An 18,815-nucleotide genomic window follows, 5' to 3' on the forward strand; every position below is an offset into this window, starting at 1 on the left:
TCTGGCAACGAGCACGGTATCCGCATTCGACGTATTTGTCTGCAAAACCCCTGAGCGCCGAGTGCCGCTTACCTCGTCGCGGCAGACTTAACCCTTCGCCGCAGGTTCGGGCATGACGACCGATCTTGGTTCTTCGACCGAACCCGCGAAGCCGGCATCACGGCCGGCGAGGTCACGGACGGCCATGACCAGCAACGTGACCGCGAGTGCGGCGTAGACGCACGAGGCCACGGCCATCGCCGTCGAGTACTGCAGCTTTGCGTACTCGAGCGGGTTCAGTAGCCACACGGTCGGGAACCACACGAGCACTGTGGCGATCGAGGCCCGGACCGCCTTGCCGCGAGCTAGCAAGACAGCGATGACGACGATCATCCACAGCCAGTGGTGGGTCCAGGAGACGGGGGATGCGAGCAGCGCCCCCAAGGCGAGCCACGCCATCGACGCGACCTCGTGTCCGGGTCGCTGCACCCGGATCTCCAGCCAGGCGGCGGTCACTCCTAAGCCGAGGCCGACGACGAAGCACACGACAGTGACCCAGGTAGGGGCCTCGAGGGATCGTGTGAGGCGCATCCAGCACGCGACCAACGACTGGTTGTCCGAGCCGATGAGCGCGACGTTCCCGAACCGGTCGAGGCCGAGGAAGGCGCCGCCCCAATAGGTGGCTGAGGCTGCCGGAGCCACCAGCCAGCCCACGAGTCCCGTCGCGAGAAAACCGACGGCGGACCGTGCCACGGTGGCCCAGTCGCGTCGGAGCACTGCGAGCAGTACGAAAGCCGCGGGAGTGACCTTGATGCCAGCGGCGATGCCCGTCAGGAAACCCCGGTACTTCGGGGGAACCACGAGCCAGTCCACGACGACCAGGGCCATGAGCACGAGGTTGATCTGGCCCAGCAGAAGGTCCCGGAGCATGGGCTCCATGGCGAAGCCGACTGCGACGACGGCCGTCGTCTGCCACGCGCTGAGCCGGAGACGTCTCGCCACCACGAACACGATCAACGCGAAGCAGGCGAGCGAGAGCGCGGTGAAGAGGTACCGGCCGGCGTTGACGTCGACGAACGAGAAGGGCACGAACACCGCTCCCGCGAACGGGGAGTAGGTGAAAGGCAGGTTGACGTTCGACGCGGCCGAGTAGAGGTCGCCACCCTCGCGGATCAGCTGTCCACCCATCCGGTAGACGTCGGTGTCGACCCAGATGCCCTTGCGGATGCCGCCCCACGTCTGCCACAGCATGACGGCGACGAGGGCCGCGACCACTGAGCGTGTCAGTAGAGCCCGCATGGGGCGCGCCTCGCTCACGTGTCCACCTGCCTCTCGCACCGACCGACGGCCCATTCTCGCCGAGAGCGCCGGGGATGTCCCCCATTTGCCCCCCTTGATGCGGCAGGGCGGCCGCGCGGTCAGCCCACGGCGTCGAGGACGAGTTCGCCGACATGGCGCATGCCGCGGAGCACAGCCCACACGGTGAGGTGGTCGAGGGAGGTGCCGACGGCCGGGTCCCAGTTGGCGACGGCCGCCCAGGCGACCGTGCGCCCACCAGTCGTGACCGCGCCGACGTCGGCCCGCACGCCGGCATCGGTCCCGGTCTTGTTCCAGACGACGCGGTCCTCGCCGAGGGACAGGTGGTGTGCGATGGGGTCGAGGCCGGCTTGGTCGACGAGGACAGAGCCGACCATCGACTGGTCGACGTTGGCCGAGAGCCATTGCCGGACAAGGCGATCCGGCTCCGGCCCGATGGCGGTGCCGTTCGCGACCCTGACCATGAGCGCGCTCAGCTCGTCGGCACTGCCGGTCGAGAGCGTCGCCGGGTGCTCGTCGGAGCGGACATCGCGGACGCGGTCGTGCAGCGCCGTCGACCTCAGCCCGAGCGCCGTGGCGCGTGCGGCCACCTCGGCCAGGCCCACGCGTCGGAGCAGGACGTTGGTGGCGAGGTTGTCGGACACGGCGCCGATGAGCGCGGCGACGTCGATGAGGGGGAGAGTCTCCACGGAAAGCGTGTGCCAGAGGCCGGAGTCTCCGACCCAGAGGTCGACGGACCGGGTGAGCGGCTCGTCGGGGGAGAGCTCGCCCGATGCGAGTCCGCGCGCCGTCTCGAGCAGGAGCAGCACCTTGCCGACGGACGCCGTCCGCAGCGGCACGTCGGCGTGCTCGGCCGCGAGCATCGTGCCCTCGGCGTCGCGGATGCACACCGACCACGTCACCCCGCCGGCGTCGGGAAGCTCGAGCTGCATCAGTCCAGCGACCTCAGCCACGACAGCAGCGCGGCGTTGACCTGCCCGGGTGCCTCCTCGGTGAGGAAGTGCCCGGCGCCCTCGACCTTGACGTGGCGGTAGTCGCCGGGGACGAACGCACCCGAGCCGTGCGTGGCGTTTGGCAGCACGCACCCGTCGCCGAGGCCCTGCAGCTGCAGCACCGGCACGCGGATCGCGTGGCGCACGCGGCGCATGAACAGCGGCCCGTCGGGGCGGACCGACGAACGTCCGAGCCAGCGGTAGTGCTCAGCCGCCGAATGTGCGACGAACGGGATCATCATGGCGTCGCCGTAGCGCTCCACGTCTGCGTCCGAGGGGAACTCGCCGAACGGCGAGGCCCACGAACGCATCAGCTCTCCGACGTACTCGTGCGACTCGCCCATCTCCCGCTCGGGGACGAACGGACGCTGGAGGCCGACGATCCAGCTCGAGGCGCGGCGCTGCTTGCGGTCGGTCCACGTGGCGTGGCGCATGATCCGCGGGTGCGGCATCGACAGCGACGCGACGGCACGGGTCACGTCGGGCCGGAACGTGGGCATCGACCACGAGATCCAGCCGCCGAGGCCTTGGCCGACGACGACGGCGTGCTTCTCGCCGAGCGCGCGGATGACGCTCGCGGTGTCGAGCGTCGACATGTACGTGTCGTAACCGCGGGGCGGCTTGTCGCTGCCGCCGTAGCCGCGCAGGTCCATCGCCGCAGCACGGAAGCCGGCCTCGGCGAGCGCGACCATCTGGTGGCGCCACGTGTACCAGAACTGCGGGAAGCCGTGCAGGAGGATGACGAGCGGTCCGTCACCCATCTCAGCGACGTGGAAGCGCGCACCGTTGGCCGAGACGTAACGGTGCTCCCACGGTCCCTCGACGTTGACGAACGCAGCGTCGACGGGCATGGGAGGGTGCGGTTCGGCGTCAGGCGTCGCGCGAGGCGTCGACGGCAGGGGAGGAGGGGGCGGCCGGCGCGGCCGGGAGATCCTTGCGGTCCCACTCCGGCCGGGGTGCGGGCACGACGGTGCCGGGGTTGGCCAGTGCAGCCTTGACCCCCTCGACGGTCTGCTGGGCGTTGGCGATCGCCTTGTCGGGCGAAGGTTTGACGGTCTGCATCTTGCGCACGCCGAGGTAACCGAGCACGCCCGCCACCAGGAGCATGAACACCGTGACGATGAGGTAGCTGAGCCAGCGCGGCAGGCCAAGCGCCACGAGACCCTCGGCGATCGTCGTGAAGATGAAGTAGACCGAGTAGAAGAGGATGACCGCGGCGCCTGCGAGCAGGCCTCCACCGACACCGGCCTTCTTGAACTGGACCGACACCTCGGCCTTGGCCAGGGCGATCTCGCTGCGGATGAGCGCCGAGATGTCCTGGGTCGCGGACGCGACCAGCTGGCCCAGGGTCCGCTCCTGCCGCGGGTCCGTGCTCATCGGCTGTCTTCCTCGCTCTCGCTCGGGGTGCGCACGGGACGCGCGCCTACCGGTTGTCACCCTACTGCCAGGGCCCGTACCCATCACGCAGGTGGAGTCTCCGAGGTCCTGTGGCCGTAGATGTCCGGGATGCCGTCGCGGTCGAGGTCCTCGGTCTCTCGCAGTTCGACGAGGCGGTAGTGGCGATTGCGCAGTCGCAGCACGACCGTGGCCATCAGGGCCGCCAGCAGGCTGCCGGTCAAGACGGCGAGCTTGACGTGATCGTCGCGGGGCGTGCCGGCGCCGAAGGCGAGCTCGCTGACGAGCAGGCTCACGGTGAACCCGACGCCGGCGAGAACGGACAGCCCGAGCACGTCGGTCCAGGACAGGTCCGGGTCCAGCTCGGCGCGGGTGAAGCGGGCCACCGCCCAGGTGCCTCCGAGGACGCCGGCGGTCTTGCCCACCACGAGGCCAACTACGACGCCGATGGCCGCAGCGTCGGTCAGGGCCGCGCCCAAACCACCTCCGACGACGGTGACGCCGGCGGCGAAGAAGGCGAACACCGGTACCGCGAAACCTGCCGAGAAGGGCCGCAGACGGTGCTCCATCCGCTCGGCGAGGGTGTGGACCTCCGGGTCCTCCTCGCGCTCGCGGCTGACCGGTACGAGCAGCCCGAGCAGGACGCCGGCCACCGTCGCGTGCACGCCGCTCGCGTGGACGAAGGTCCATGCCACGAGCGCCGGGACGGCCAAGAGGAGCGGGTTGGTCAGGTTGCGGCGCAACAGGATTCGCCACAATGCCAGCGGTGCCGCAGCGGCGAGCAGCCAGAGCAAGTGAACGGACTCGGTGTAGAACAACGCGATGATGGTGATGGCGATGAGGTCGTCCACCACTGCCAGCGTCAGCAGGAACGAGCGCAGGGCGCTCGGAAGGTGCGTGCCGATCACGGCCAGGACGGCGAGGGCGAAGGCGATGTCCGTCGCCGTCGGGACGGCCCATCCCCTCAGTGCCTCGGAAAGGTCCGCTGCTCCTCTATCTACCAGCAGGACCGACGCGGCATAGAGCAGGGCGGGGAGTGCGACTCCGCATGCGGCGGCGGCGATCGGTAGGGCGGCCTTGCGGCGCTCCGACAGGTCGCCGGCGACGAACTCCCGTTTGAGCTCGATCCCCGCGACGAGGAAGAACACGGCGAGCAGCCCGTCGGCGGCCCACGACCCGAGGCTGAGGTCCAGGTGCAAGGCGCTCGGGCCCACGACGGTGTCGCGCAGGCTCGCGTAAGACTCACGCCACGGTGAGTTCGCCCAGATCAACGCGGCAACCGCGGCCGACAGCAGGATGGCGCCGCCCACGGTCTCCTGCCGCAGCACTTCCGCCACATACCGAGCGTCGCGCCAGGTGCCTCGGCCGAGGATGCGGCCCAGGGGGGTGCGAACGCTCTGCGTGTTGGACGCTTCGCGGTCCTTGGTCAAGGCGATACCTCCGGGGTCGTCAGGGAGAGACACCGACCAGACTTCCCGGCACACCATGGTCGTTCACAACGGCGGGCGACCGGTAGTCATCCTAGCGTCGCAGGTCGTGGTCTCGGCGGTGGCGCAGGATGGCACGGTGCGACTCTTAGGACTGGCCCTATTGGGAATGGTTTGTCCGTTTCGCGAATTGTCCTGGGACAGCGGCAAATAGGACTATTGGGGCATGGGGCCTGATAGGTGGAAGTGACCGCTATCTTGTGCTCAGGGGGCAAGAGAATCCATCGGCATGGGCTTGGGGGAGCACATGAATGAGAAGCCTGCAGGCTGGTACTACGTCGGTGACGGCCAGCTCCGCTACCGAGACGACTACGGGTGGACCGAGTTCGTCATGGACACGAACGACCCGCGCGCCCTGAAATGGCCCCCGCCGACGCCGCGCACCATGCTCCAGCAGGTGCGCGACCACGAGGCGCAACTAGCAATGCTCGCCGCTCACAATCGGCACCGCCGCGCGCGCTGGTTTCGCCGGCGCACTGGAGGCAGGCATCCTGCAACCTGAGCGTCCGCCCCGGGGGCTCACGTCGCGGAGCTCGGCAGAATGCGGCGATTTGTGCGCCTTGGGCAGGCCGGCGAACCGATAATGCCGTATGCCAGTGACCCGCATCCGTCGACTCAGCGGCTGGCCGGATGTGCTCATCCCCCTGGCAATCTGGCTCGTGTTCACCGCGATCGGCTCAGCCATCCTGACTATCGCCTCTGCCCACCAGGTGGCGCTCGAGCGCTCGGTTCCGGGTTACGGGGTGACTGAGCCCATACCGGCGTCCCCCGGGTACTTCGGTGTCCTCACCAACTGGGATGCCAACTGGTACAGATCGATTGCGGCCAACGGGTATCCGACGGCCCTGCCGCTCGACGCCAAAGGTGTCGTTCAGCAGAACGAGTGGGCCTTCTACCCCGCCTATCCGATGATCGTCCGTGCAGTCCTCTCACTGACTGGCCTGGACTTCGCCCATGGTGCCTGGGTGGTCAGCCTCGTCTTCGGCGCAGCGGCGATGGTGGCGCTCTTCCGCCTCGTCCGACCCCGGATGGGGCGCTTCGGCGCCGGCGCGATGGTGTCGTGCGTGATGGCGTACGTGACGGCGCCCGTGCTCCAGGTGGCGTATACCGAGGGCTTGGCACTGCTGCTCGTCGTTGTCTTCATCAGTGCGGTCAGCCGTCGACGTCTCGCCGCGGCGGTCGCCGTGGCTGTCGTGCTGTCGTTGAGCCGACCCATCGCGCTGCCTTTGGGGCTGGTGATGGCGACGATGGTGCTGCGCGACTGGATCTCGAGCAGGCATGAGCTTTCCCGGTCTCGCATTCCCACGGGAGGGCTCGTCGCCACGGCGTTGGTTTTCGCAACGGTAGGGCTCTGGCCGTTGGTGGCATGGGTCGCGACGGGCCGCCGCAGTGCATTCTTCGAGACCCAGGCCGCGTGGCCGGTGAACCACAACGGGCTCGGAGGGTGGCTCAGTGACATGGTGCATCTGACCCCTCTCGGCCTCGTAGGCATCGCGATCGTCCTGTTCGTGGGACTGGTGGGTCTGCGGCCGGGGGCTCGACTGTGGGGGCCAGAGCTCCGGGTCTGGGCGGTCGTCTACCCGCTGTACCTGATCCTGGCCAGCCGGCCGAGCCCGAGCATTCTTCGGTACCTGATGCTGGCCATAGCGCCCCTGTGGCCGTTTCCCGCTGTGGGGGTCAGCTACCTGCGCAACGTGCGGTGGGCCGCGCCGGCGATCCTGGCCGCGGTGGTGCTGATGGGTCTGGCGTCGCAGTACGTGTGGGTGACGACCGTGTTCACGGTGCCGCATGACCCGAGCCAACAGCCGTTTCCCTAGACATTTGTCTATTTTTCGCCACGGGAGCGCGTCCCCAGCCGTACCGTGCCGACAGGACGCATAGTCAGGGGGAGGCGCCCGTGATCTCCATGGGGACCATTGGTCGATTTCTTGTCGCAGGGGGCGGCAACACGCTGCTGACGGCGGGCGTCACGAGCTTGGTGGCCTTGATGGCGCCGGTCGGACTCGCCTACAGCATCGGATATGCCGCCGGATTGGCACTTTCCGTTGTCACTGCGAGTCGGTTCGTGTTTCGGCGTCGTCTGACGATGCGTCGAGCAGCGGGCGTGTGCGCCGTGAACCTGCTGGCCTTCATGTGCGGGTTCGCGGCCCTGACGTTGGCTCATGGCCTTGGGCTGCCGGAAGGTTTGTCGGGCCTGACGGTCCTCGTCACCGCTCCCGTCAGCTTCCTCGGCGCGGCGGCGGTCTTCAGAGACGCCCCAGAGGCCGGCGATTCCCCCGGGCCGGCAATTCCTGCCAATTTGACTGAAATGAGCGGGCTCCAGCCCTAGAGTCGACCGGGGACACAACCCGCTCGCAGCACCTGTTGCGAGCAGTCGGACGGGCTGGGGGGCCATGTACGGCAAGGCAGATTCGGCGCACCTTCGCTCCTTGACGAGCCTGAGGTTCGTCGCGGCCATGCTCGTTGTCGTCTTCCATCTGTCCGTGTACCTCTCACCACTCCCGTTCCTCGGGCAGTTGATGCGAGCAGGGTACGTCGGTGTCACCTTCTTCTTCGTGTTGAGCGGATTCGTTCTGACCTACTCGTGGGACTCGGAGGCCAGGGCGACTCGCTTCTACCGGCGTCGGTTCGCACGCGTCTACCCCGTGCACCTCTTCTTTGTCGTTGTCGCGATGCTTCCCTTCAACCCAACGCCGAACTGGGCCGCCCTGCCGGCGAACGTTCTCCTGGTGCAGTCGTGGTCGCCGGATGATGCGGTCGCCCGCTCCTTCACAGGTGTGTCCTGGTCGTTGTCCTGCGAGCTGTTCTTCTATGCAGTCTTCCCGCTGCTTGTCAGGTGGCTCATGCGCGTACGTGGCCCCTTGGCGATGTCGGCGCTACTCGTCGTGCTTGCGGGGGCGACTGGTGTGGCGTTGCAGACCAGCGGCTCGGAGTGGGGTCTGTGGCTCTTCCATCTCCCGGCTTTTCGCATCGTCGAGTTCATCTGCGGCGCGCTCGCGGCGACGGCCGTGATGAGAGGCACCGCGCCAAGAGTGCGGGTGCGGTGGGCGTCGTCGTCGGTGGCCATCTCCTACCTCGGGATCCTGATTCTCCCGGTGCTCATCGGCTACCGACTGGAGGACCAGTGGGGGCTGTCGTTGGCCATGGTCCCGGGCTTTGTCGCGCTGATCGTGGCGTGCGCCCACCTCGACCTGGCCCGTGCTCCCTCGCCGCTGCGGTCTCGCACGGCAGTGAGCCTTGGGCAGTGGTCGTTCTGTATCTACATGGCTCATCCAGCCGCCATCGCGGTGACCAGACCGCTGCTCACGTCACCGTCGCCACTTGGCGCCGTGCTGGGATGCCTGCTGGTGGCCATGACAGTGATCGGCGTGTCCTACCTCGTGTACACCACCTACGAGCGGCCGCTCGAGCGTTGGCTCCGCGGATCGGATGACGTGCGAGTCTCAGACGAGCCAACGCCGCAGGCCGGAGCGGCGCCCCCATGGCAGCCGCAACTGGCGCGCTCTGGCCGGAGCAGCACCTGGTGGCCCGGATGGGCTTGGGCCAGAGGTGGGATCATGGGCCTGCGACCCGAGGCTGTCGAGAGCGGCGGGTCGACACCTGAAGTGGAGGGGCCGTCAGCGAGTTAGGACGAGCAGCGAACCCACGTGCCGCCTCGTGTGAAAGCCCTGCTGTCCATAGAGCGCGAGGTCGGTGGACGCTGTCGTGGTGATGATGGCATCGGCTGCTGCGAAGGCCCGCGACGCCGCTTGGCCGTCGCCTCGCAGGAACGCCAGGTAGGCCGCCTGGTCGACGCTGTGGAAAGCATCGAGTGGGTTGCTGACCCAGATCCGTGCGCCGGCAGCCGCGAGCCGTTCCGAGAGCGGCTCGGGGGCCAGCACGACGCGCCCAGCGGCGGCCTCCGTAGCGTCCATCACGTCGCGGTCGTTGGCTTGGAGCGACGGCGTTCGAAGAAGGAGCAGGGTCCCGGCGACGAGGGCAGCAGCTCCGATCGCCAGCGCAGGGCCGACATTTCGGCCTGCGTTCGCGGCAGGGGTCGGCTCGACCGCGTCACTGCGCGCTGGAGCGGAGGCGACCCCGACGAGGAACCCCAGGAGCCAGACGCCGTTTCGCGAGGCGACGAGAGTGCCTGCGGTGAGCCCGGCGACGGCCACCCATTCCCACAGCGATACGCGTCGACGAAGGGCCATCAGCAGCAGTCCGAGCGTGCAGGCCAGCATGACCAGGTCGAACGGGTTGCTGAGCTCGGGACGGCCCCACATGCCGGACGGATCAGAGGTGGCCTCGCCGCCGAGCACCCCGAGGTAGTACGAGGGAGCGCGAAGGAGTCCGGGGTTGGCGCAGGTGGCGAGGAGGCAGGCCGTTCCGACGAGGGCGGCGCGAAAAGGCGCGACACGCAGCCGGGAGAACACGACGTAGCAGCCACTCACCGCAACGCCTATCAGCACCGCTCCGTGCAGGTTTGCCCATGCGGCCAGAAGGAGGGGAACGAGCCAGATTCTGGCAGAGGGGCTTTCGTGCTCCCGTCGCAACAAGACCAGAAGCAGAGCGAAGGGCATGAGTGACAACAGCTGCATCCGGGTGATCAGAAGCGCCGGGGCTGCGCCCACGACGAACAGGGCGAGCACGACGCAGGTTCGCAGAGGCGAGTCCCCACGTCGAAGCGTGTCCCACGCGAGGAGACAGAGCGTCACGATGACTGAAAAACACTGTGCCGCAAGCATTCCGGCGCTTCCGGCGCTCCCTATGAGCGAGAACATGAGCTGTCCGACCACGGTGGTGTTGACCCAGTCCTGTGTCGGCGCGGCGGCAAACGGTACGCCCTCTGGAACGGCACCGCCGGCCCGGATGTCATCACCCAAGGCGACCGGCCACCAAGCGTCGGAACCCACAGTGCCCCAGGCTGCGACGGCTGCGCCAACCAGGACGATGAAGGCGACGCAGGCGACGGCGCCAAGGCTGGCTCCCCGGCCGCCCCCGGGCAAGGTAGTCGTCGTACTCCTACGCATGGCGACTCCTCGGCTGTGTCCTGGCGGCCGTCCGAACCGACCGCTGCTCACACCCTGCCAGCGCCGGCGGCGTGGGGCCCGGATATGACCGTGATGGGAAGTTCAATCATTTTCAGGACACGGCCCTACCACGCACCTACTCTCTGTTGCAGCGGGGGGCACATCGGGTGGCCCTGCACCAATCGGGAGGAACCGAATCATGACGAAGCTTGCTGCCAAGCTCCAGACGCTGACCAACCGCGACAAGGGCGCGACCGCCGTCGAGTACGGCCTCATGGTCGCCCTCATCGCCGTCATCATCATCGCCGCCGTGTCGCTCCTCGGCAACAACCTGTCCACGACGTTCAACAACGTCGCCGGCAAGATCTGACCGACCTGGCGGGCGTCTGCGGTAACCAGCGGACGCCCGCGTTCGGCTCGTCGTCGGGGGACGGGCTGCCCTGCAGCACGCACATCTGGCAATGAGCCCTACGGACAAAGGATCACGAACGACATGACGAAGCTTGCATCGAAGCTCCAGGCTCGCCTCAATGGCGAACGGGGCGCGACGGCCGTCGAGTACGGCCTCATGGTTGCCCTGATCGCCGTCATCATCATCGCGGCGGTCTCGCTTCTGGGCAACAACCTGTCCACGACGTTCAACAACATCGCCGGCCAGGTCTGACGAGAACAACGTCCACGCCGGGGGGCCGTGGTCGGAAACCATTGAGCAGCACGGGGAGGGCGGTCTGGCATGTCCAGAAGGGAACGCGGCGCAGCCGCCGTTGAGTTCGCCATCGTCCTCCCCGTGCTGTTTCTCGTGATCGCCGGGATCGTCGACTTCGGTCGGGCGTTCTACGCCCAGATCGAGCTGTCGAACGCCGCCCGGGAAGGCGCCCGCACTGCGGTCGTGCTCCCGTTGGGATCGACGCCAGCGCCGACCACCGAAGTCGCCGCGCGCGTGTCCGCCGCCCTGCCGGGCATCTCCGACGCCACCGTGACACCGACCTACTGCCCGGCGACGAGCGCCGCCTCGAGCAAGGCCACGGTCGTGGTCTCCCGCCCGTTCCAGTGGATCGTCCTCGGTCCGGCGATGCGAATCGTCGGTGGCAGCCTGGCCAACGGAACCATCAGCGCGACGGGAGTCATGCAATGCGGTGGCTGAACCGACTCCAGTACAGCTCGCGCAGCGACCGTGGGGCAGTGGCGACGATCGTCACCATCCTGTGCACCATGGGGGTCGTCGTCGGGATGCTCGCGATCAGCGCCGACATCGGCTCGGTCACCTCGCAGCGCCGTTCCGTGCAGAACTCCGCAGACGCGGCGGCCTTCGCGCTGGCTGATGCGTGTGCCCGGCAGGACACCTCCGTCTGCGGTACCTCGAGCATCGCCAAGACTGCGCTCACCCCACTGGCGACGTCCAACTCCTCTGGTGCCACGGTCACCTCCGCGTGCACCAACGCCCTCGGCACCTCGGCCGGGGTTCCCCTCGACCCCTGCACCTCGACCGGCACGAGCAGTGACCTCGGGTCGTGCGTGCCGCTCACCACGGCCGCAGCACTGCTGAGCTATGTCGAGGTGCGGACGCTCAACACGGCGACCACGCCCTTCGGCGGCGCACTCAACGCCGGTACGTCACGCCCGGTTCCGGCTTGCGCTCGCGCTGCGTGGGGACCCGGAGGTCCCTCGCAGATCTCGGTGCTGCCGCTCGCGATCTCAGAGTGCGACTGGGCCAGCCAGGTGGGGTGGCCCGGGTCGACGAACTACCCCGCCGCCCCATCCGGAGCGTCGCCCGGGTATTCGGACACGGATTCCCGGCCCGACTGGCCCACGCACGAGGACAGCATCTACGCCAAGGGCAACCCCACGACCTGCGACACCTCGTCACCCGGCGGTACGGCCCCTGGTGGGTTCGCCTGGCTCGACGGCCTGACCGGCCCGTGCAGTGGCGTCGTCACCGACAACTCGTGGATCCACGGTGACACCGGTGCGAATGGTTGCGGCGCCTCGACGTTCGACGCGCTCCAGGGAACCGTGGTCTACGTGCCCGTGTTCGACTGCATGTTGAGCAGCAACCCCGGCCGGGATCCCATCTCCACCGACGACTGCAACTCCGGCAATGGAAGCAACACCTACTACCACATCTCAGGTTTCGCAGCCTTCTACCTCAGTGGCTGGCGTCTCACCAACACCAGCAAGAACAGCGTGCGCCCGCCCAACTCCCTGTGCGGAACGTCCAGCTCTCAGCGCTGCGTCTCGGGCTGGTTCCTCAGGGACCTGATTCCTGCCGGCGACATCATCCCGCCGACGCCCACCAACCCCAACTACGGCATCACCGTCATCAAGCCAGCGGGCTGACCGCAACACATCTTTCGAGCACCACACTCCTTGGGGGATCCAGCATGAACCGTCGCATCCTTGTCATTCTCGTGGCCGTCGTCCTGGCCATCGGTGGCGGCGCGCTCGTCATCAGCTATGCACGCAACGCGGACGCGCGGGCTGTGGCGGAGCAGACCCCCTCGCCGGTCTGGGTCGCGCAGAAGCTCATCCCCGCCGGCACGACGCTCAAGGACGCCGAGCGCACGGGGCTCATCGCGCAGACGAACGTGGCGGCAAAGGCGGTTCCGGTCGGGGCTCTCCAGGAGATCAACGCCGACAACAACGCGCTCCTTGCCGTGAACGACATCCAGGCGGGCGAGTACCTACTCGCGGCCCGCTTCGGCACCCAGCCGGCCGGCACCAAGGCCATCGAGGTGCCGAGCGGCATGCTTGCGGTCTCGGTGGCACTGTCCGACCCCCAGCGCGTCGGCAAGTTCGTGACGCCGGGTTCGCACATCGCGATCTACCAGTCGTACAAGATCAAGGACCTCTCGGACACGCCGCAGGCCAAGATCATCAACGAGAACGACATCAAGGGCACGAGCCTCCTACTTCCTGACGTCACGGTCATCGGTATGGGTGACTCACCGCTCTCGGGGGCCGCAGCCCAGCCTGCGCAGGACGGTCAGTCCCCGACGGCGCAGGGTGCGAGCGGCAACTTCCTCGTCACCGTCGCGATCAAGCCGGCCGACGCCCCCGTGCTCGTCCACGGCATCAACAACCGCACGCTCTACGCTGCTCTTCGAGGCTCCGATGTCCAGATCGACCCGAAGCAGGAGGTCACCGACCTCCAGTTGAGAGATGCGGTGACGCCATGACGATCCTGTGGGACTTCGACCCCAACGCCGTCGACACGTACCGGTTCGCCCTCGGGGGTGACGCGCTCCTGCTGACCTCTGGCCCGCGCGTCAGCCGCGCCCTCGAGGAGGACCGCAGCCACGGCCTCGTCGTCATCGGGCCCGACATCGACCTCGACCTGGCGTGCGAGCTCGCCGAGCGGGAGCGCATCGACCGGCCCGAGCTCGGCGTCATCCTGCTCCGGCACCGCCTCGACGTGACGGCGCTGGCGCAGGCGCTGCGCAGCGGCGTCCGCGAGGTCGTCCAGGCGGACGACCAGACGGCCCTCGCCGAAGCCGTCCGTCGCTCGATGTCGCTCACGCAGCAGCTCTCGGGCCACAGCACGCAGGTGGGGGGACGCGACGGCAAGGTCATCACGGTCTTCTCTGCAAAGGGTGGCGTCGGCAAGACGACGATGTCGACGAACCTCGCGACGTACCTGGCCTCGACCGGAGCCAAGACCCTGCTCGTCGACCTCGACCTCATGTTCGGTGACGTCGCGATCAGCCTCCAGCTGCAGCCGCGCGGGTCGGTCCGGGATGTCGTTGCGATGAGTGGGCACCTCGACGAGGCCGGCATCCAGTCGGTCGTCACGACGCACCCGGAGAGCAGCCTCGACGTCATCGCCGCGCCCGCTGATCCGGCCGACGCCGACCGCGTACCCTCGCATGTCATCGTCGAGCTGCTCCGCGTCGCCCGCGGTCTCTACGACTACGTCCTCGTCGACACGCCGCCGTCGTTCACCGAGCACGTTCTCGCGTCCTTCGACGTCAGCGACCTCACGGTCCTCATCGCGACCCTGGACATCCCCGCGGTGAAGAACCTCCGCATCGCCATCAACACGCTCGACACGCTCGGCGCCTCGAAGGAGTCCCGCACGATCGTGCTCAACCGTTCGGACGCGAAGGTCGGCCTCAAGCCCGACGACGTCGAGGCGGCTCTCAAGACTCCCATCTCGGCCAACGTGCCGAACAGCCTCACGGTCCCGGCGTCGGTCAACCGCGGCGTTGCGCTCGTCATCGACGAGCCGCGCAACCCGGTGTCGATGGCGATCCGTGACCTCGCCGACAACGAGATCCGGCGTCGGTTCGGCGAAGAGATGACGAACGGCGCCAAGCGAGGCAGCTTCAGCATCCTGAGGAGCAAGCGATGAGCAACCTGGCAGACCGTCTCGACCGCGCCCGCGCCGCACAGGTCGTTGACCACTCGGCGAACGGCTACGGCGCGGAGTCGCCCGCCAAGCGCCGCAACGTCGACCCGTTCGCGACCGTCAAGGAGCGCGTGCACGCCGCGCTCGTCGACTCCCTCGGCCCGCGTCTCTATGACCCGCACCTGGCCGAGAGCGAGCTCGCCGCTCAGGTGCGCCAGACGCTGCAGGACGTCATCGACTCCGAGCAGACGCCGCTGTCGCACTCCGACCGTACACGCATCGCCCAGGACGTCAGCGACGACATCCTCGGCCACGGCCCCCTCGAGCCCTACCTCCGCGACGCCGAGGTCAGCGAGATCATGGTCAACGGCCCGGACGACATCTACATCGAGCGCGACGGCAAGCTCTTCCCCGTAGAGGCGCGCTTCTCGGACGAAGCGCACCTGCGGCGCACCATCGACAAGATCGTCGGACGTGTCGGCCGCCGCGTCGACGAGTCGAGCCCGATGGTCGACGCCCGCCTGCCCGACGGTTCGCGTGTCAACGCCGTCGTGCCGCCCATCGCCCTCGACGGCTCCATGCTGACGATCAGAAAGTTCGCTGCCGATCCGTTCAACGACCGCGACCTCATCTCCTTCGGCACGTTCACGCCCATGGTGCGTGACTTCCTCGAGGCGTGCGTCCGTGGCCGCCGCAACATCATCATCAGCGGCGGTACCGGCTCCGGTAAGACGACGACGCTCAACGTCATCAGCTCCTTCCTGCCGCACGACGAGCGCATCGTCACCATCGAGGACGCCGCCGAGCTCCAGCTGCAGCAGGACCACGTCCTGCGCCTCGAGGCGCGCCCGGCCAACATCGAGGGCCGCGGCCAGATCTCGATCCGCGAGCTCGTCAAGAACACCCTGCGCATGCGCCCCGACCGCATCATCGTCGGTGAGATCCGTGACGGCGCCGCGCTCGACATGCTCCAGGCCATGAACACCGGCCACGACGGGTCGATCACCACCGTCCACGCCAACACCCCGCGCGACAGCCTCTCCCGTCTCGAGACGATGGTGCTCATGGCCGGCGTCGACCTGCCCGTCCGCGCCATCCGCGAGCAGGTCGCCGGTGCCGTCGACCTCATCGTGCAGCAATCGCGCCTCAAGGACGGCTCGCGCAAGATCACCGCGATCTCCGAGGTCGTCGGCATGGAGTCCGACGTCATCACGCTGCAGGACATCTTCACGTTCAACTACAGCGCCGGGCGCGACGAGAACGGCCGCTTCCTCGGCACCCTCGTGCCCACCGGCATCCGCCCGAAGTTCGCGCAGGACCTCGCCGACGTCGGCGTCGAGCTGCCCATCTCGCTGTTCGCCCGGACCGGACTGTGAACACCGTCCGTCGTCGTCTGGCACTCGTCCTGGCTGCCGCCGCGGCCGGGCTGCTCGCGCTGCCCTCGGGGGCGCGCGCCGACGACCCGGTCACCGTGGGCCTGAGCAGCGTCACGGGCACGAGCCAGGGAAGCGCGTCGACGCTGAACGGCGTGCTGACGATCCGCAGCAAGTCGGACGTGCAGGTCGACCCGTCGAGCCTCAAGGTGACCATCGACGGCGTCGACTACCCGGTGACCATCAAGCAGGCGCCGAAGCGCGACCGTCGCTCCATCATCCTCATCGACACGAGCGGTTCGATGGGGATCGCCGGCATGCTCACCGTGCGCAAGGCCACCGAGGCCTACCTCACGACCGTGCCGGCCGACGTCAAGGTCGGAGTCGGCTCCTTCGCCGACACCGCCGGCGTCGACCTGCCACCGACGCTCGACCGTGGCGGCGCCCAGCGGGTCGTCAACGGTCTGGCCTCGCGGGGCTCCACAAGCCTGTACGAGGGCGTCCAGGATGCCGTCGCCGGGCTCGGCACGAGCGGTGACCGCAGCATCATGCTGCTCAGCGACGGTGCCGACACGATGGCGAAGGACCCTGCCAAGGCACTGGCCGCAACGGTCGCCAAGCTCAAGGCCGCTGACATTCGGGTCGACGTCGTGCGTTTCAACACCAACGACCCCAAGGCGAGCGCGGCGCTCCAGCAGCTGGCCTCTGCCAGTGGCGGTTCCGTCGTCGCCGCGGCCAACTCCGCGGCGGTGGCGTCGGCCTTCAAGTCCGCAGCCCAGGCGCTCAACAAGCAGGTGCAGGTGACGATCACCGTCCCCAAGGGACTGGACGGCCTGCACGACTACACGATCACCGGCACCGCGGGTGGTCAGCCTTTCACCTTCGCCAAGCAGGCCACCTTCACTGCTCCGGCAGCGACGCCCGCCAAGCCCGCTCCCGCGCCGAGTGGCGCAGGTGTGCCTGCGGCGGCCGCCGGGAACACTGACGCCTCCCTGGCGACCGTGACGAACAGCGACCGCACCCCGCTCATCGCCGCGGGCCTGCTCGGGCTGGCCCTGCTGGTCGGCATCGGTGCCGCTGTGACTCCGACGCTCCAGACGAAGCGCGAACAGCGCGTCGCGGCCATCGAGACCTACGTCGCGGGCACGGACACCACGTACTCCCGCCAGGACATGAAGGCCGCACAGAGCAACATCACCGCGCAGCTGCTCGACATCGGCGACCGCGTCATGAAGGACCGCAAGTCGACGAGCAAGACCATGGCGCTCATCGAGAAGGCCGACCTGCCTTTCCGCGCAGGGGAATGGCTCATTCTTCGCGTGGTCGCCGTCGTCGTGGCTGCGGCGGTCGGCTTCGTCCTCGCCGGCGAGGCGAAGATCCTCGGCCTCGTCATCGGAGCCGTCTTCGGGATCATCGTGATGCCGGCCGGCCTGCGGTTCGCAGCGAGCCGCCGAGCCGCGAAGTTCGAGGCCCAGCTGCCCGGGATCCTCCTGCTCGTGTCGACCAGTCTCCGTAGCGGTTTCGGCCTGCCGCAGGCCCTCGAGGCCGTCGCGCGCGACGCGGCCGAGCCAGCCGGCAAGGAGTTCAGCCGCGCGCTCGCCGAGACCCGCATCGGGACCGACCTGCCCGACGCGATGGAGCGTGTCGCTCTTCGGCTCGACAGTGACTCGATGCACTGGACCGTCATGGCGATCCGCATCCAGCGAGAGGTCGGTGGCAACCTCGCCGACACGCTGCGCACGACGGCCAACACACTCCGTGAGCGCGAGGCGCTCTACCGGCAGGTCAAGACCCTCTCGGCCGAGGGGCGGCTGTCGGCCTACATCCTCATCGCGCTGCCCATCTGCATCTTCTTCTACATGATGAACGTCAACTACAGCTACGTCAGCCAGCTGTGGACCACGACCCTCGGGCTCTTCATGCTCGTCGGCGGGCTCATCTCGCTCGGCATCGGAGTCGTGTGGATGCGCAACGTCGTCAAGATCGAGGTGTGACGTGAGCCTGAACCCCATCTACGTCGGCGCGGCACTCGTCGGTCTCGGCCTGCTGGTCGCCGTGATGTCGATGTCCTTCGGCTCGAGCGAGCCACGTGGCGTCGCGAAGTCTCTCCTCCTCATCGAGAACAGCGTCACGAGCCGGTCGGCGGTCACGACGGACCTGGCGGCCAAGGACCGCCTGGTTACGCCCCTCTTCGAGAAGACCAAGGGACTGGCGCGCGCACTCTCCCCGAGCGGCACGGACGAACGCTTCACCAAGATGCTCGATCGGGCTGGCAACCCGTCTCCGTGGACCGTCGAACGCATCCTCGGCGCCAAGGGCGTTGCCCTTCTCGTCGGCGTCCTTCTCGGCGTCCTCTACGGAGACTTCCAGCTCAAAAGCCTCCTCTACGGCCTCCTGCTCGGGGCGGTGCTGTTCTTTCTGCCCGACCTGCTGCTCTGGAACGCTGGCATGCGCCGCCAGGAGCAGACGAGCAAGAGTCTCGCCGACGCTCTGGACATGCTCACCGTGTGCGTCGAGGCCGGCCAGGGCTTCGACGCGGCGCTCCTTCAGGTCGCGCGCAACGTGCAGGGACCGATCTCCGGTGAGTTCGCCCGTGTCATCTCCGAGATCCAGATCGGCAAGTCGCGTGGCGAGGCCTTCTCGGCGATGGGCGACCGCGTCACGCTTCCCGAGGTCAAGAACTTCGTCACGGCCCTCGTTCAGGCTGACCGGCTTGGACTCCCGATCGCCGCCGTCCTGCGCGAGCAGACAGCGAACATGCGCCTCGTCCGCCGGCAGAAGGCGGAGGAGAAGGCCCAAAAGGTCACCATCAAGATCCTGTTCCCCCTGATGTTCTGCATCCTGCCGGCGCTCTTCATCGTCATCATCGGTCCGGGTGCGATCAGGATGGTCGACGCGTTCTCACACATGTGACCACG

At 68.0% G+C, this 18,815-nt stretch carries 19 protein-coding genes; 13 read left to right on the forward strand and 6 right to left on the reverse strand.

Features of this window, described 5'->3' with window-relative positions; translation table 11 throughout:
• Positions 1 to 87 precede the first annotated feature (87 nt).
• From RY076_RS10310 to nhaA, 5 genes are all read right to left on the reverse strand, one after another.
• On the reverse strand, positions 88 to 1,278 hold the full coding sequence (locus tag RY076_RS10310) for a glycosyltransferase 87 family protein (protein ID WP_323097571.1): 1,191 nt from the start codon (positions 1,276 to 1,278) through the stop codon (positions 88 to 90).
• Positions 1,279 to 1,397: 119 nt separating this feature from the next.
• Complete coding sequence (locus RY076_RS10315) at positions 1,398 to 2,249, reverse strand: serine hydrolase (protein WP_323097572.1); 852 nt, start codon at positions 2,247 to 2,249, stop codon at positions 1,398 to 1,400.
• Positions 2,228 to 3,139, reverse strand: coding sequence for an alpha/beta fold hydrolase (locus RY076_RS10320; RefSeq protein ID WP_323097573.1), 912 nt, complete (start codon positions 3,137 to 3,139; stop codon positions 2,228 to 2,230). The genes RY076_RS10315 and RY076_RS10320 overlap by 22 nt, the downstream gene beginning before the upstream one ends.
• 19 nt (positions 3,140 to 3,158) lie before the next feature.
• On the reverse strand, positions 3,159 to 3,665 hold the full coding sequence (locus RY076_RS10325; protein ID WP_323097574.1) for a phage holin family protein: 507 nt from the start codon (positions 3,663 to 3,665) through the stop codon (positions 3,159 to 3,161).
• A gap of 83 nt (positions 3,666 to 3,748) precedes the next feature.
• Complete coding sequence (gene nhaA / locus RY076_RS10330) at positions 3,749 to 5,020, reverse strand: Na+/H+ antiporter NhaA (protein ID WP_323097575.1); 1,272 nt, start codon at positions 5,018 to 5,020, stop codon at positions 3,749 to 3,751.
• 397 nt (positions 5,021 to 5,417) lie between these two features.
• Between nhaA and RY076_RS10335 the strand changes: the two genes are divergently transcribed.
• The 4 genes from RY076_RS10335 (at position 5,418) to RY076_RS10350 (ending at position 8,799) form a co-directional block, all read left to right on the forward strand.
• Complete coding sequence (locus tag RY076_RS10335) at positions 5,418 to 5,672, forward strand: hypothetical protein (protein ID WP_323097576.1); 255 nt, start codon at positions 5,418 to 5,420, stop codon at positions 5,670 to 5,672.
• 94 nt (positions 5,673 to 5,766) lie between these two features.
• The gene (locus tag RY076_RS10340) at positions 5,767 to 6,987 is read left to right on the forward strand and encodes a hypothetical protein (RefSeq protein ID WP_323097578.1); all 1,221 of its coding nucleotides are present in this window, start codon (positions 5,767 to 5,769) and stop codon (positions 6,985 to 6,987) included.
• Between the two features lie 89 nt (positions 6,988 to 7,076).
• Positions 7,077 to 7,499: a GtrA family protein gene (locus tag RY076_RS10345; protein ID WP_323098261.1), complete on the forward strand. Its 423-nt coding sequence runs from the start codon at positions 7,077 to 7,079 to the stop codon at positions 7,497 to 7,499.
• 100 nt (positions 7,500 to 7,599) lie between these two features.
• Positions 7,600 to 8,799, forward strand: a complete 1,200-nt coding sequence (locus RY076_RS10350; protein ID WP_323097579.1) for an acyltransferase family protein — start codon at positions 7,600 to 7,602, stop codon at positions 8,797 to 8,799.
• Here the strand turns inward: RY076_RS10350 and RY076_RS10355 are convergent.
• Positions 8,788 to 10,062, reverse strand: a complete 1,275-nt coding sequence (locus RY076_RS10355; protein WP_323097580.1) for a hypothetical protein — start codon at positions 10,060 to 10,062, stop codon at positions 8,788 to 8,790. The two genes, RY076_RS10350 and RY076_RS10355, sit on opposite strands and share 12 nt — an antisense overlap.
• A gap of 316 nt (positions 10,063 to 10,378) precedes the next feature.
• Here RY076_RS10355 and RY076_RS10360 point away from each other — a divergent pair, with 316 nt between their 5' ends.
• The 9 genes from RY076_RS10360 (at position 10,379) to RY076_RS10400 (ending at position 18,810) form a co-directional block, all read left to right on the forward strand.
• Complete coding sequence (locus tag RY076_RS10360; RefSeq protein WP_323097581.1) at positions 10,379 to 10,549, forward strand: Flp family type IVb pilin; 171 nt, start codon at positions 10,379 to 10,381, stop codon at positions 10,547 to 10,549.
• A gap of 123 nt (positions 10,550 to 10,672) precedes the next feature.
• On the forward strand, positions 10,673 to 10,843 hold the full coding sequence (locus tag RY076_RS10365) for a Flp family type IVb pilin (RefSeq protein ID WP_323097582.1): 171 nt from the start codon (positions 10,673 to 10,675) through the stop codon (positions 10,841 to 10,843).
• 69 nt (positions 10,844 to 10,912) lie between these two features.
• Positions 10,913 to 11,323 carry a TadE/TadG family type IV pilus assembly protein gene (locus tag RY076_RS10370; protein WP_323097583.1) on the forward strand — a complete coding sequence of 137 codons (411 nt, stop codon included), beginning with the start codon at positions 10,913 to 10,915 and terminating at the stop codon, positions 11,321 to 11,323.
• Between the two features lie 38 nt (positions 11,324 to 11,361).
• Entirely contained in the window at positions 11,362 to 12,516 is a 1,155-nt protein-coding gene (locus RY076_RS10375; protein ID WP_323097584.1) for a pilus assembly protein TadG-related protein, read from the forward strand.
• 44 nt (positions 12,517 to 12,560) lie between these two features.
• Positions 12,561 to 13,355, forward strand: a complete 795-nt coding sequence (gene cpaB / locus RY076_RS10380) for a Flp pilus assembly protein CpaB (protein ID WP_323097585.1) — start codon at positions 12,561 to 12,563, stop codon at positions 13,353 to 13,355.
• The gene (locus RY076_RS10385; protein WP_323097586.1) at positions 13,352 to 14,527 is read left to right on the forward strand and encodes an AAA family ATPase; all 1,176 of its coding nucleotides are present in this window, start codon (positions 13,352 to 13,354) and stop codon (positions 14,525 to 14,527) included. Before cpaB ends, RY076_RS10385 begins: the two co-directional genes overlap by 4 nt.
• Positions 14,524 to 15,900, forward strand: a complete 1,377-nt coding sequence (locus RY076_RS10390; protein WP_323097587.1) for a CpaF family protein — start codon at positions 14,524 to 14,526, stop codon at positions 15,898 to 15,900. Before RY076_RS10385 ends, RY076_RS10390 begins: the two co-directional genes overlap by 4 nt.
• On the forward strand, positions 15,897 to 17,891 hold the full coding sequence (locus RY076_RS10395; protein WP_323097588.1) for a type II secretion system F family protein: 1,995 nt from the start codon (positions 15,897 to 15,899) through the stop codon (positions 17,889 to 17,891). Before RY076_RS10390 ends, RY076_RS10395 begins: the two co-directional genes overlap by 4 nt.
• Before the next feature lies 1 nt (position 17,892).
• Positions 17,893 to 18,810 (forward strand): type II secretion system F family protein, encoded by a 918-nt coding sequence (locus RY076_RS10400; protein WP_323097589.1) that lies wholly within the window; start codon positions 17,893 to 17,895, stop codon positions 18,808 to 18,810.
• The last annotated feature ends 5 nt before the right edge of the window (positions 18,811 to 18,815 follow it).

This window comes from Intrasporangium zincisolvens (genome assembly GCF_034724055.1).
GTDB classification, from domain to species: domain Bacteria; phylum Actinomycetota; class Actinomycetes; order Actinomycetales; family Dermatophilaceae; genus Monashia; species Monashia zincisolvens.